This is a genomic window from Pantoea sp. B9002, assembly GCF_013385945.1.
In the GTDB taxonomy this organism is placed as follows: domain Bacteria; phylum Pseudomonadota; class Gammaproteobacteria; order Enterobacterales; family Enterobacteriaceae; genus Pantoea.
Map to the genome: position 1 here is coordinate 76,582 of NZ_JACAPA010000034.1, position 13,493 is coordinate 90,074.

The following is a 13,493-nucleotide window of genomic DNA, read 5'->3' on the forward strand; positions in this document are numbered from 1 at the left end:
CGTGCCAGGCAGGATTCGCTATCCTGCCCTGAGCTTAAATCATCGCCCAAATCAGCCACGTCAGCGCAAAACCACTTAATCCCATAATGGTGGTCAGCACTGTCCAGGTTTTCAAACCATCGGCAACCGACAGGCCGAGATAACGCGTGACCACCCAGAAGCCGGAATCATTGACGTGCGACAAGCCGAGCGCACCGAAGCAGGCGGCCAGCGCAACCAATACCAACTGCATGTCACCCAGTCCAGCGGCCGCGGTGCTTAACAAGCCGCAGGTGGTGACGATGGCAACGGTAGCGGAACCCTGCGAGGCGCGCAGCGCTAACGACAGAATAAATGCGGCTGGGATGAGCGGCAGATTAATGGTTTGCAGCGAACCCGCCAGCGCTTTACCCACGCCAGATTCCACCAGTACGCGACCAAATGCCCCGCCCGCGCCGGATACCAAAATTACGCCCGCTGCTGTGGAAATAGCGTTATTCGATAAGCTTTCCAGTTTGTCTTTCGACCAGCCTCGACGAATACCCAGCAACCATGCGGCTAACGCCACGGTCACCAGCAAAGCAATGCCTGGCGAGCCGAGCAAGGTTAAGGTGTTGAGTAACAAGCTGTCTGGCGTTAAGTATGGCGGCAACAGCGTGCCCAGCGTAATCAGCAAAATAGGCAGAATGATTAACCCGGAGATCACCCACGCACCTGGCACATTTTGCTTTTCCTGGCTGGATGGCGTCTGCTCGCTGGTTTCGGTTAATTGCAGTTGCTCGAGCACCTGAACTGACAGCGTGTAATTTTTGCGATTGATCGCTTTAGCCGCGAAGTAACCGACAACGCCAACGGGAATAGAGAGCGCAATGCCCAGCAGCATCAACCAGCCCAAATCCGCATTCAGCAGCGCAGCGGCCGCAGCGGGGCCCGGATGGGTTGGCACGGTGACATGTACCATCAGCATCATACCGGCCATCGGTAAACCAAACTTCAGCGTTGATACGCGCAGCACTTTGGTGAAACCGTAAATCAGCGGTACCACAATGATAAAGCCAACATCAAAGAACACCGGTAAGCCGAGGATGAAGGCCACCGTGGTCAATGCTGCCACCATGCGTTGCGGCCCGCACAGTTTCGCGAAGCGATTGGCCAGCGCATCCGCGCCACCCGAGGCTTCAATAATCGCCCCGAGTATTGCGCCCAAAACAATAATCAGCGCGATGTTACCCAGCAAACCGCCCATGCCGCCAAGAATCACCTTCATGATCTCGCCGGTAGGAATTCCGGTGGTTATCGCCACGAATAAGCTGGACACCAGCAGTGCAATAAAGGGATGAACTTTTGCTTTTATTACCAGAAGTAACAGCAAAATCACGCTTGCCAGCGCGATGGTTAATAACAACGTCGTGGACATCAGAAAGACCTCTAATAATTTTTTTCAGCAGGTAAAAATGGTGTTGGCGCAAGGTGAAGCTAAAAACGACTCATTCCCGCGGGATATGAACCGTACGGTGGGTTACTTTTTAACAATCAATGAACCCAAACCGCTTACTACCGTGTTGATCTGTCGCACTCGCAACCCTCCTTGTTAAATTACGTTAATATTTGTTTGTTAGTGTTAAGCCTGACAGCTTTATTGTTAAATAAACGTGCCTGGCTTCACAAAACACACCGCATAACGCTTGAAATAACAATTCTTCACATTACATTTCATATCTCTACAAAACCGCGCAGCCTCGCGCCTCAGGGCCTCACCCGAATGAGTTAGTTTCAATGCGCAGCGTGACGAAGAGTGGAAACTCTTTAAGATGTGAAAATATGTTAAAACGCAGGCGGGAGTTGCAGCGTGTTTAATGCGATGACAGTAAAAGAGGCGGAGGGAATGGTTAAAAAAATCCCCGGCGCGATAAATGCCAGGGATTGATGATCCGCATGAAGGAGATGTTAAGGCATTAAGCCCCAGCGCCGGATTGCGGTGCGGCGGGAACCCGTTTCCCCTTCAGCATATTTCGCAGCGCCGGTTCGGCATATTTGGTGATCAGGAAAGCGATGTAGTAGAGCACGCTGGCGACCACTAGCGGCATCAGCAGCATGACGAATTCACTCTTGATATAGACGTTAAGTTTAATCAGCGTGGCGATCATCAGGTTTTCATGAATCAGATAGAATGCATAACTCGCAAATCCTACCGCCGTCAGGAAGCGTATCGAAAGCCAGCGCTCCATCTGTTTTGAGTAGAAACTGGCGATAAAGAACACCATCACCATTAGCAACGGAATAATGGTTATCACGCCAGCATTCTTCACGAAATAGCTGAAGTTAATCAGCATCGCCAGTGCCACAATCGCGTAATGGAACAGTTTATCGCGACCGTGCATGCGTTCATAAACCAGGCAGCCCACCATAAACCAGGAATAATGAATAAAGCCGAACTTAGAAATAATATCAATCGGCAGCGGATGTCCGAGCGATTTTAATACCGACGAGGCGGATAACAGCAACATCGGCACCAGTAACGCCGGCAAACAATATTTTCGGCCCAGGGTGAAATAAACCGCGCCAATAATCAGATAGAAAACCGCTTCGACATACAGCGACCAAAACGATCCCGCCATTGATTTAAATTCAATGCCGGTTAATTGCGTCAGGGTTTCCGGGTTGGTAAATATTAAACCGGGCAGCAGATTCCTGACGTAAGGCGTCATGGCTGACCATTCCGGGAAGAAACCGCCCAGTGCGAACAGCAACATGCTGGCAATAAACATGGCGGGGAACAGGCGCAGCCAGCGCTTTTTCAGGAAACTGATATAGCTGTCGGATTTATCTAGCGTCATGAAAATGACAAATCCTGAGATCATGAAAAACAGTTCTACGCCGAGCCAGCCAAAGCTAAAAAGTGGGATATGTTGTGTTTGCGCAACATAAGGCAATAATTCCGGCCATCGCGCGTAAGCATGATAGCCAATAACCAGTAGGATCGCTAAACCGCGCATACCATCAAGGTGCGTTATACGTGCGTGCATAATTCCCTCAGGAAAGATGACTGGATGAGTAAAGTCAAATTAGCACTGACAGAGTTTTACAATCAATCAGGCTAATTCTGATTAACGCAGATTAAAATAAGAGTCTCTTTATAAAATAAAGCCATTTATTAATAGAAAAATAAATGGATTCTTAACCAATATCAGTGACTAAATGACTGGAATCAGAAACCCCAATTTTTCATCACTGATGGTGATGCGGTCCCGGCCCGACTGATTCACGCATAATTAACTCACCGGCAAAGGTTTTGTCATTGCGCATTTCGCCGCCATCCAGCATGGAAATCAGACGTTCAATGGTTTCCTGAATCATCTCGGTTACCGGCATTTTCACGCTGGATAACGCCGGAATGGTAAACGGTGCTAGCGGGATGTCATCGAAACCGATCACCGCCACTTGAGCAGGCACCGCAATCTGCGCGGCCGCCAGCGCTTTGAGCGCGCCCACCGCCATATCATCGTTGCTGGCCACCAGCGCCGTGAAGTTTCTGCCCTGCTTCAGCAACTGTTCCACCGCTGTCATGCCGTTTTGCGCCTGCCATTTTCCTTCGACTACCAGCGCATCCTCAACGGCAATGCCATGTTTGGTTAGCGCCGCGTGGTAGCCCGCCAGGCGTTCGCGGCCGGTCGGCGAATCCAGCGAACCGGTGATAAAGGCGATTTCGCGATGGCCCAGCGCAATCAGTTGCTCCACCGCTGCACTGCTGCTGTGCTGCTGATCCGAGTAAATGCAGTAACTGTCGTGCTGGCGCAGACGGCGGTTGATCACCAAAATCGGGTGTTTGTGCTGCGCGATGATGCTGTCCATTTCATCGGTGGTGAGAAAACGCGGATAGATGATCACGCCATCGCAGCGCAAATCGAGCAGGAACTGAATGGCCGCACGCTCCTCTTCGGCGCTGTGTTTACCATCCACCAGCAGCAGCTGACGTCCCTGCTGTTCCATCAGGCGCGCGGAGTGCTGCATCAGCTCGCTGAAGTAGCTGCCGGTGTACAAGGTGTTGGTGATCACCAGCCCAATCGTCTGGCTGGATTTGGTCGCCAGATTGCGCGCCAGCAAGTTAGGACGGAAATCGGTAGCGGCAATCGCTTGATAGACCTTCTCGCGTTTTTCCTGGCTGACATAGCCATTACCAGACAGCACACGCGACACGGTCGCTTTCGATACGCCTGCTACTTTTGCCACCTCGATTATGGTCGCCATGTTTCACTCTTTTTCCATGCTCATCGCATCAGTGTACCTAAGCTACGAAATAGACGGCAATTTTTCTGCCACAACGTTATGGCTGCCTTGTTACTTACAGCGATCAACTTCACACTTTCAACTATCGAAGTTTAAATCTCTTGCCTGGATTCCATCACATCTTCATGATTTTGTGAAACCGGTTTCTCATGATTAAAAATCACGCAGAAAACCGTTGTACCTCTACTAAATAATCAGAGATCAAAAATCCATGGCTAAAAATTATGCGGATGTCTCGCGCGCCATCGTGGCTGCGCTCGGCGGCCTGAACAATATCGAAGCGTTGACGCACTGTATGACGCGCCTGCGTTTCGTGGTGAAAGACAGCGCAAACATTGATAACGCCACGCTGAAAGCCATTCCCGGCGTGATGGGCGTGGTGCACACCGACACGCAGTGTCAGGTGATCATTGGTAACAACGTCAACCTCGCCTATCAGGAAGTATTGAAGCTCGGTACGCCGAATAGCGATGGCGCGGCGCCAGTGAAACGCAAAATCACCCTGCGCAGCATCGGTGCCGGCATTCTGGATGCGCTGGTGGGCACCATGTCGCCGCTGATCCCGGCGATTATTGGTGGCTCGATGGTGAAGCTGCTGGCAATGGTGCTGGAGATGAGCGGCGTGCTGGAGAAAGGCTCTTCCACACTGATCATCCTCAACGTGATTGGTGACGGCGCGTTCTTCTTCCTGCCGATTATGGTGGCCGCCTCAGCCGCACTGAAATTCAAAACCAACATGTCGCTGGCGATTGCCATTGCGGGCGTGCTGGTGCATCCCAACTTTGTCGATTTGATGGCGAAAGCCGCGCAAGGCCAGGCAGTGGAATTTGCCTACATTCCGGTGACAGCGGTGAAGTACACCTACACGGTTATTCCGGCGTTGGTGATGACATGGATTCTGTCGCACATCGAATACTGGGTTGATCGCATCACGCCTGCGGTAACCAAGAACTTCCTTAAGCCAATGCTGATTGTGCTGGTGGCCGCACCGATTGCCATTGTGCTGATTGGACCAATCGGCATCTGGATTGGTAGCGGCATTTCGGCGCTGGTCTACACCATTCACGGCTATCTTGGTTGGTTGTCGGTGGCGATTATGGGCGCACTGTGGCCGCTGCTGGTGATGACTGGGATGCATCGCGTGTTTACCCCAACCATCATCCAAACCATCGCCGAAACCGGCAAAGAAGGCATGGTAATGCCGTCGGAGATCGGGGCCAATCTGTCGCTGGGCGGTTCTTCGCTGGCGGTGGCATTCAAAACCAAAAACCCTGAACTGCGTCAAACCGCGTTTGCAGCGGCGGCATCGGCGATTGTGGCGGGCATTTCTGAACCGGCGCTGTATGGCGTGGCGGTCAGGTTGAAACGTCCGCTGATCGCCAGCCTGATCAGCGGCTTTATCTGCGGCGCGGTGGCTGGGATTGGTGGGCTCGCCAGCCATTCGATGGCCTCGCCTGGCTTGTTCACCAGCGTACAGTTTTTCGATCCCACCAATCCGATGAGCATCGTGTGGGTCGCCGGTGTGATGGTGTTATCGGTGGTGCTCTCCTTCATTCTGACGTTGATTCTCGGCTTTGAAGATATCCCGGTCACCGAACCTGCGCAGACAAAGCCGGTGACGGATGATGCCAAACCCGCCAACGTTAATTTATCCAAGGTGTAAACGAGGTTTTTATGTCTGAAGTGACATTTCCAGAGGGATTTTTGTGGGGCGGCGCGTTAGCCGCGAATCAGTCAGAGGGGAGCTATCTGGCTGGCGGTAAAGGCTTAACCACGGTGGATATGATCCCCCACGGCGCGCATCGCATGCCAGTAAAATTGGGCCAGGAGAAGCGCTTCGAACTGCGCAGCGATGAATATTACCCAAGCCATAACGCCATCGATTTTTACCGTCGCTACAAAGACGATATTGCGCTGATGGCAGAAATGGGTTTTACCGTGTTCCGCACCTCGATTGCCTGGAGCCGTATTTATCCGCAAGGCGATGAATTGACGCCAAATGCGGAAGGCATCGCGTTCTATCGCAGCCTGTTTGAAGAGTGCCAGAAATATGGCATTACGCCGCTGGTGACGCTGTGCCACTTCGATGTGCCGATGCATTTGGTGACCGAATACGGTTCGTGGCGCAATCGCAAAATGATCGAATTTTTCAGCCGTTACGCGCGTACCTGCTTTGAAGAGTTTAACGGTCTGGTGAAGTATTGGCTGACCTTTAACGAGATCAATATCCTGCTGCACAGCCCGTTTTCCGGCGCAGGTTTGGTGTTCGAACCCGGCGAAAACCCGGAGCAGGTGAAGTATCAGGCGGCGCATCACGAGCTGGTGGCAAGCGCGCTGGTGACTAAAATCGCCCATGAAATTAACCCGGAAAACCAGGTTGGCTGCATGCTGGCGGGCGGCAACTTTTATCCGTGGTCATGTAAGCCGGAAGATGTGTGGGCCGCGCTGGAGAAGGATCGTGAAAACCTGTTCTTTATCGATGTGCAGGCGCGTGGCGCTTATCCTTCGTATGCCGCGCGGGTGTTCCGCGAGAAAGGCGTGGAGATTGCGATGGAGGCGGAAGATGCCGCTACGCTGCGTCACACCGTTGATTTCGTCTCTTTCAGCTATTACGCCTCACGCTGCGCCTCGGCAGAGATGAACGAGCAAAACAGCAGCGCCGCCAACGTGGTGAAATCGCTGACCAATCCGCATGTAAAACGCAGCGATTGGGGCTGGGGCATTGATCCGCTGGGTCTGCGCATCACCATGAACATGATGTATGACCGCTACCAGAAGCCGCTGTTCCTGGTGGAAAACGGCCTCGGCGCGCACGATGAAATCAATGCCGACGGCGAGATTCACGACGATTACCGCATCAGCTATCTGAAAGAGCATATTCAGGCGATGGGCGAAGCGATTGCCGATGGCATTCCACTGATCGGTTATACCACGTGGGGCTGCATCGATTTGGTGGCGGCCTCGACCGGCGAAATGAGTAAGCGCTACGGATTTGTTTATGTCGATCGTGATGACAAAGGCAACGGCAGCCTGGAACGTATCCGCAAGAAATCGTTCTGGTGGTACAAGCAGGTGATCGCCAGCAACGGGCGGAATCTGGAGGCGTTGTAAATAGGTGGTCGCCATGAATGGCGTAATGCCGATCAGTTAAGCGCCGTTTCAAATCACCGCACCTTCCGTAGCGGCGCGATTTATCGCGCAATGAATTGCGCCGCTACAATGTGTGCTCTCGGTAATGAGGGTTTCATGTCTTAACTGACGAGCATTACTCCATGAATGGCGACCCTACTTAATGATTGGCCATGCTTGTTGCGGGAACAGATAAAGCCGGATACTGAACAGATGAAACAGCGGCGTCAGCACCCTTTCGTCGTGCTTCGCCAGTTGTTCCAGCTTCAGCAGCAGTACATCCAGCTCCTGCTGCAAATCCGCATGCGGCGGCGTTTGCAGTGACTTCAGGCGGCGCTTGAGGAACAGCGCCAGCTCATGAAACATCTGTCCGCTATCCAGATGATATTGCTGCAGCAGCTCTTTGTGGCGCGCGTAATAATCAAAACTGTTCACGCCCAACCACACTTCCTTGAGCAACATGCCAGCTGAACGCATATCGGGATGCGGATCGAGCCGTAAACGCGGCAACACCACATTCACTTTATCCAGCATCAGGCTGATAAAACGTTGACGTCCCAGCAGTGATGAACCATTTCGTTCCGTCTCTTTAATAAAGCGCAGCAGCTCACGCAGACCTTGCCGCACGGCGCGGCGCGCGGTCCACGATGGGCGTTTGTTGCGCATGATGGCGGTGATGATCACTGCAAACATCACGCCCGCCATGGTGGCAATCGCGTTGTTGATCAGCAGCACCAGATCGGGTTTTAAATGGTGGCCGAGGCCAATAAAGCCGGGGATCTGAATCGCCACGCTCAGGCCAATCATATTGGTCGAGGGACGCGCGATCATCAGCGCCAGGATCATCAAGCCGGGCGCGAGACAAATCATCAGCGCTTCAAACGAGGTGGCTTGCGGGATCAAAAGCGCCACGTAAATCACGCTGATAATGATCGCCACGATCACGCCACGCACAAACAGCTTCATCGAGGTCAGCGGCGTATCCTGGCTGGCGAGCAATGAGCAGAGAATTGCCGCCATCACCGGTGCCGATGCGCCATCACGCCAACCCGATCCCATCCACAGCAAGCAGGAACCGAAGGTGGCACAGAACGCGGTTAATGCCGAAAGTCGGATCAACCCTTTATCGAAAAAGCGGTGCGTGCGTTTGCCGCGCGCCAGTGTGGTGTCGCCCGACAGATCGCTCACCAATCCGCCGACGCTTTGATAGGCTCCAGCAATGCGCACGAAATCCGCCAGGCGTTCCATTAATCCGGTAAACAGCAGCCAGTTTTCAGTAGGCAATTCGCCGTTTTGCCAGGCGAGGTTAAGTTCGCCCTGACAAGCGCTCAACGTCTGCTGGATGCCGCTGGTTTCCCCTACCGCTTCACCGTCGTTGAGCCATTGCAGAAACAGCTGAAAGGTTTGCGCCACGTTTTCCGGAAAGGCGATCTGCAGTGTCGAGAGCCGCTGCAGGCGCATCTCGATAGCCGTGAGCGTCGGGATCAAATAGGAAAGATGTTGATACTGCACGCTCACCAGGCGAATCAGTCGCCGCGCGGCGTCACCTTCATAGACGCAGTGGGTGATCAGCACTTCCACCTGCTGCGGATGCGTTGCCATGCGGATCAGAATATCGTCACGCTCGGGCGAACTGTCACTGGGAATGCCGGAAAGCAGATCGCTGCACAGTTTGCGCGCGTTGAGATACCAATGGCTGACGCTCTGCTCCAGCAGGCTGCGCATCGATACCGGAAACAGCAGCGCATGCACCAGGCTGCTACAGACGATGCCGAGCGTGATCTCTTCAATACGCGAAATCACCGTACTGGTGATCGACAGCGGCGTGGTGACTTCCGGAAAACCCATGATCGCCGCGCTGTAACCGGCCAGCATAAACACGTAACTCTTCGGCGTGCGGTCGTGCAGCGACAGATAGAGGCAAACGCTGACCCACAGCGAAATGCAGAAACAGAACAGCAACGGATGCTGCACGGTCGGCGGAAAGATAAAAAAGACGAACACGCCGCCTAATAATGTCCCGAGCAGGCGAAACACCGATTTGGAAATGGTGGAGGCGGAATAGAGCTGCGACGCGAGCAAAACTGTGGTCACCGCCCAGGCCGGTTTATCCAGATTCAGTTCGAGTGCGAAATAGAGTGCCAGAAAGGCGGCCAGACAGGTTTTTACAGCAAAAAAAACGGCGTTTTTTGAAAACCACTGCATGACACGGTGACCAGGATGTACTGAATGTTGCGTATCCTGCCAGAATGTGAAAAAGCCTCACCTCGATAAATATGTCGAATTGTTTCGTAATCGAAAACCATGTTCATCGCGAGGTTGGTACGTGGCGGGAAAGCGTAAGCACGGCTAATGAAAGCACACGGGAAAGATGCGGTTTTGTCGCTAATTTACGCGTCATCAGCGTTTTAAGGCGCTTTAACGCACATCAGTTATCAGGACAATAAATGTGTGCTGGATCACATTTCGGTGAAATGCGCCCTTTTTGGTCGTTTATCCATAAAATAATTTCGCGCAGAGATGATGAGCTTTCTACACGCACGCATCGTAGCGGCGCAATTTATTGCGCGATAAATCGCGCCGCTACGGAAGGTGCGCTCTGTAATATTAGTGTTTATGTCTTAACTAGCGAGCATTATGGTAATATTTGCGCGCTGAATAATGCGAAGAACTTTCGGGAACGCAGTATGTTACGTAAACATCAACTTCATTGGGAAGCCGACGTGCTGCTTTCCCTGCTCCACATCTGCAAAATCGTCGTAACTGCCCTTTTTCTGCTGCTGTTTATTTCTCGCTCAGCCATTGCTGAAATAAAAGACGATAAAGCCAATCGCATTGTCAGCGGCATTATTAGTTTTACCCATTGGCCGGGTTTAACTGGCGCGCCTCAGCTCTGCGTATTTTCCTCCGCGCAGCATCTCTCATTGCCACAAAATAGCGTGCCCTCAGCCGTTCCATTTAGCGTGGTTTATCTCGCCAGCGAAAGTGAACTGGCAACGCAACATTGCGATGCGGTCTATTTTGGCGATCAGACGCCGCAACACCAGGTTGAACTGTTTGATCACTTCAAAGGTAAAGCGGTATTGACCCTCGCTGAAAACAATGCGGAATGCACCATTGGCGCCGCCTTCTGCCTGATCTTTAAATCAGATCACACGCTGTTCTCAGTCAACCTTGATTCGCTTGCCAGGAGCGGCGTTAAGGTGAGTCCGGACGTGCTGTTGCTGTCCCGCAATGGAAGCAAATAAGATGAAAATAGAAAATTCAATAAATGACAAATCATCGATTCGCAACAAACTGCGCAAGATTAGCACCATCAACTCTGCAGTGATTTTACTGCTGTGCTGGCTGCTGCTCTCATCGACTTCCCTGCTGTTTATTAAAAGCTACGAGAAAAGAAATCTGGAATTAATTGCCGCCACGCTCAGCACCACGCTGACAGCCGCCACGGTATTTGAAGACAGCTACGACGCGCATAATAAAATCGCGCGCCTCGGCAATGAAGGCATGTTCGATTCGGCGAAACTGGTGACTGACGATCAAACTGTTTTAGTTGACTGGCATGATCAACAGGAACAAACCGGCTGGTATCCGCGTTTATTACGTGAGTGGATTTATCTCAAACCGCTTAGCGTGAATATTAACCACTCGGAAGCCAATGTCGGTACGCTGACGCTGGAAGGCACCGTCACCGGCGCGGCCGATTTCATCCGTTATTCACTGATGATTCTGACCAGCGGCATGCTGTGCGTGTTAATTATCTCCTTCATGCTCAGTGAATTTCTCCATCGCGGCATTCTTGCCTCGCTGCGCAATATCACCAGCTCAATTCACTACGTGATCCATTCCGGTGATTTTTCCTTACGTATTCCGGAAAGTCCGACGCGCGAGTTTCAGCTGTTTTCCGATGACCTCAACTCGTTGCTGACAGAGATGCAGACGCTGCAGGCGTCACTGATCCGCGATAATCGCACGCTGGCCGCCAAAGCGCTGGAAGATCCATTGACCGGCCTCGCCAACCGCGCCGCCTTTGTGGCGCGATTGACCCAGCTGCTCGATCAGCAACTGGCGAAAGAGCGCTTCGTTTTGCTGTTTCTCGATGGCGACCGCTTCAAGAGCATTAACGATAACTGGGGCCACGCCGCCGGTGATGAAGTGCTGAAAGCCATTGGTTCGCGCCTTTCCGCACTGGCGTATAAACAGGATTTAGTTGCCCGTTTAGGCGGCGATGAGTTTGCCATGCTAGTGAGCAGCCGCGCCAGCGAGGCGCAATTGCAGTTGCTGATGCAGGATATTAACCAAACTATCAGCGAGAAAATTGTCATTGCTGAAGGCACACCCATTTCCACCTCGGTGACCATTGGCTACGCATGGTCGCAGCACGGCGATACGGTTGAGTCGATTCTGGAACGCGCAGATATGAACATGTACAAAAATAAGGGAATGAGTAAGGTGCGGATATGAAGATGAAAGTTTTCCTGATGGTGTGTGTGTTAGCGCTGGTCGGTTGCCAGGCAAAGGGACGTTTCAGTGACGAGCAAATAGCGGCGATGCGTAATGCCGGTTTCAGCCAAAATAGCGAAGGCTGGGGATTAGGCTTGTCGGACAAAATTCTGTTTGGCGTCAACGAATCGGAGCTCACTCCCGCCAGTAAAGAGAATATTCAGTCGATGGCGAAAAATCTGGCGGCAACCGGCATTAATCATGTGCGCATTGACGGTCATACCGATAATTACGGCAAAGCCGATTACAACCAGAAATTGTCATTGAAAAGAGCCAACGCCGTGGCGACACAATGGGCGCAAGGCGCTGCGATTCCGCGCGAAAATGTCATTACGCGCGGATTAGGCATGAGCGCGCCGATTGCCAGCAATAATAACCCGCAAGGCCGGGCGCAAAATCGCCGCGTGGCGATTGTGATTACGGCGCCGTGATGATCTGGCGCTCGATCGCATAATCATATAAACGGTCGCGCGCTAAATTCTTCATCTTCACTTCGCACATAATATCGAAGGCATTAAACGACAGCGCCCAATCATTTAAGCTCTGATTGAAGTAATAATCGGCATGGGCGCGAAGTTTGGTTTTCGACACCGCTAAATCCTGCTGATGCGGGAAACCGTGATCGGGAATCAAACCTTCCTGCGCAATCGAATAGTGTAAAACTGGCCGCACACCGCGCCACGACTCTTTTATTAGCGCAATGCGCGCATCGTCAGCCTGAATATAGTGATTCTCTTTCACCCAATGATGGTGAATATCCAGCACCACCGGACACAACTCACGCGCCTGCAACACATCGTCCAGCGAACAGGATATTTCGTCATTCTCCACCGTCAGCATATTGCGCGCTTCAGGAGTGAGCCGCAGAAACGCGGCGCGGAATCCCTCAAAGCCCTTTTTACCGTTCATGTGGATATTGATTTTGAAATCCTGAAACTGGCGGCCATAACCCATTAATACCGCGCAGGTAGCGTGATACTCCACATCCTCAATCGCGCGATCAACCACGTCGTCATTATCGGAGGCGAGCACCGTATATTGGCCGGGATGGAACGAAAGACGAATATTATTAGCACGCGCCAGCTCGCCGCAGCGGCGTAATAACGGCGTGAGATCGGGCAATAATTCACCGTACAGCTGCGTCGCTTGCGGCACCGTGTAGAGCGGCAACAGATCGCTGCCGATGCGCATCATGCGCAGCGCGTCGGGCTGTGTGGCCAGCTGTTCAAGTGTGAGAGAGAGATTGTGCAGATTGTTTTGCACCAGCTGGTTCAGCAGCGTGATGCGTGAATCATCATCGAGGCCGAGGAAGCGCGTGCGGGTGGTGCTTTTGAAGGGATAAGGCTGTTTAGCCTGTTGATCCAGATACTTACAAGCAAAGCCTAATTTCATTTCATCCCCCGTTTAATCAGCCTGATAGTGTAGCTGTGATTAGGGAATGTGCACGGTTGGTCGCCATAAATGAAGCATTTACGAGCGATATGAGAAGGTCGCCATGAATGGCGACCCTACGGTGAGACGAGTGGTTTTGTAGGGTCGCCATTTATGGCGACCGCAAGCTGACATGAGCAGATTTTGTAGATACCGTCTTGCCA

The 13,493-nt window shown here is 52.3% G+C and carries 10 protein-coding genes; 5 read left to right on the top strand and 5 right to left on the bottom strand.

Features of this window, described 5'->3' with window-relative positions:
- Positions 1–34: 34 nt before the first annotated feature.
- From HX773_RS17000 to HX773_RS17010, 3 genes are all read right to left on the bottom strand, one after another.
- Entirely contained in the window at positions 35–1,396 is a 1,362-nt protein-coding gene (locus HX773_RS17000) for a GntP family transporter (RefSeq protein WP_176972504.1), read from the bottom strand.
- 538 nt (positions 1,397–1,934) lie between these two features.
- Positions 1,935–3,005: an acyltransferase gene (locus HX773_RS17005; RefSeq protein WP_176972505.1), complete on the bottom strand. Its 1,071-nt coding sequence runs from the start codon at positions 3,003–3,005 to the stop codon at positions 1,935–1,937.
- A gap of 202 nt (positions 3,006–3,207) precedes the next feature.
- On the bottom strand, positions 3,208–4,227 hold the full coding sequence (locus HX773_RS17010; protein ID WP_176972506.1) for a LacI family DNA-binding transcriptional regulator: 1,020 nt from the start codon (positions 4,225–4,227) through the stop codon (positions 3,208–3,210).
- A gap of 250 nt (positions 4,228–4,477) precedes the next feature.
- On the opposite strand from HX773_RS17010, the gene ascF reads away from it, so the two are divergent.
- Together ascF and HX773_RS17020 are read left to right on the top strand one after the other, a co-directional pair.
- A complete protein-coding gene (gene ascF / locus HX773_RS17015; RefSeq protein WP_176972507.1) occupies positions 4,478–5,929 on the top strand; it encodes a PTS cellobiose/arbutin/salicin transporter subunit IIBC in 1,452 nt (483 codons plus the stop codon).
- An 11-nt stretch (positions 5,930–5,940) separates the two neighbouring features.
- Entirely contained in the window at positions 5,941–7,377 is a 1,437-nt protein-coding gene (locus tag HX773_RS17020; protein WP_176972508.1) for a 6-phospho-beta-glucosidase, read from the top strand.
- 174 nt (positions 7,378–7,551) lie between these two features.
- Here the strand turns inward: HX773_RS17020 and HX773_RS17025 are convergent, their stop codons facing one another.
- Complete coding sequence (locus HX773_RS17025; RefSeq protein ID WP_176972509.1) at positions 7,552–9,600, bottom strand: FUSC family protein; 2,049 nt, start codon at positions 9,598–9,600, stop codon at positions 7,552–7,554.
- Between the two features lie 242 nt (positions 9,601–9,842).
- Here HX773_RS17025 and HX773_RS17030 point away from each other — a divergent pair, with 242 nt between their 5' ends.
- Genes HX773_RS17030 through HX773_RS17040 form a run of 3 tightly spaced genes read left to right on the top strand, consistent with a single transcriptional unit; the run spans position 9,843 to position 12,329 of the window.
- The gene (locus HX773_RS17030; protein ID WP_255433252.1) at positions 9,843–10,643 is read left to right on the top strand and encodes a YfiR family protein; all 801 of its coding nucleotides are present in this window, start codon (positions 9,843–9,845) and stop codon (positions 10,641–10,643) included.
- Position 10,644: 1 nt separating this feature from the next.
- Positions 10,645–11,859 carry a diguanylate cyclase domain-containing protein gene (locus HX773_RS17035; protein WP_176972510.1) on the top strand — a complete coding sequence of 405 codons (1,215 nt, stop codon included), beginning with the start codon at positions 10,645–10,647 and terminating at the stop codon, positions 11,857–11,859.
- Positions 11,856–12,329 (top strand): OmpA family protein, encoded by a 474-nt coding sequence (locus tag HX773_RS17040; protein WP_176972511.1) that lies wholly within the window; start codon positions 11,856–11,858, stop codon positions 12,327–12,329. Before HX773_RS17035 ends, HX773_RS17040 begins: the two co-directional genes overlap by 4 nt.
- Here the strand turns inward: HX773_RS17040 and HX773_RS17045 are convergent.
- Positions 12,316–13,290: a UV damage endonuclease UvsE gene (locus tag HX773_RS17045; RefSeq protein ID WP_176972512.1), complete on the bottom strand. Its 975-nt coding sequence runs from the start codon at positions 13,288–13,290 to the stop codon at positions 12,316–12,318. The genes HX773_RS17040 and HX773_RS17045 overlap by 14 nt on opposite strands.
- Positions 13,291–13,493 lie beyond the last annotated feature (203 nt).

Excerpts from the sequence above, each read along its gene's own strand:
- HX773_RS17000 (WP_176972504.1), bottom strand. The coding sequence starts at position 1,396 with ATGTCCACGACGTTGTTATTAACCATCGCGCTGGCAAGCGTGATTTTG.
- HX773_RS17005 (WP_176972505.1), bottom strand. The coding sequence starts at position 3,005 with ATGCACGCACGTATAACGCACCTTGATGGTATGCGCGGTTTAGCGATC.
- HX773_RS17010 (WP_176972506.1), bottom strand. The coding sequence starts at position 4,227 with ATGGCGACCATAATCGAGGTGGCAAAAGTAGCAGGCGTATCGAAAGCG.
- ascF (WP_176972507.1), top strand. The coding sequence starts at position 4,478 with ATGGCTAAAAATTATGCGGATGTCTCGCGCGCCATCGTGGCTGCGCTC.
- HX773_RS17020 (WP_176972508.1), top strand. The coding sequence starts at position 5,941 with ATGTCTGAAGTGACATTTCCAGAGGGATTTTTGTGGGGCGGCGCGTTA.
- HX773_RS17025 (WP_176972509.1), bottom strand. The coding sequence starts at position 9,600 with ATGCAGTGGTTTTCAAAAAACGCCGTTTTTTTTGCTGTAAAAACCTGT.
- HX773_RS17030 (WP_255433252.1), top strand. The coding sequence starts at position 9,843 with ATGTGTGCTGGATCACATTTCGGTGAAATGCGCCCTTTTTGGTCGTTT.
- HX773_RS17035 (WP_176972510.1), top strand. The coding sequence starts at position 10,645 with ATGAAAATAGAAAATTCAATAAATGACAAATCATCGATTCGCAACAAA.
- HX773_RS17040 (WP_176972511.1), top strand. The coding sequence starts at position 11,856 with ATGAAGATGAAAGTTTTCCTGATGGTGTGTGTGTTAGCGCTGGTCGGT.
- HX773_RS17045 (WP_176972512.1), bottom strand. The coding sequence starts at position 13,290 with ATGAAATTAGGCTTTGCTTGTAAGTATCTGGATCAACAGGCTAAACAG.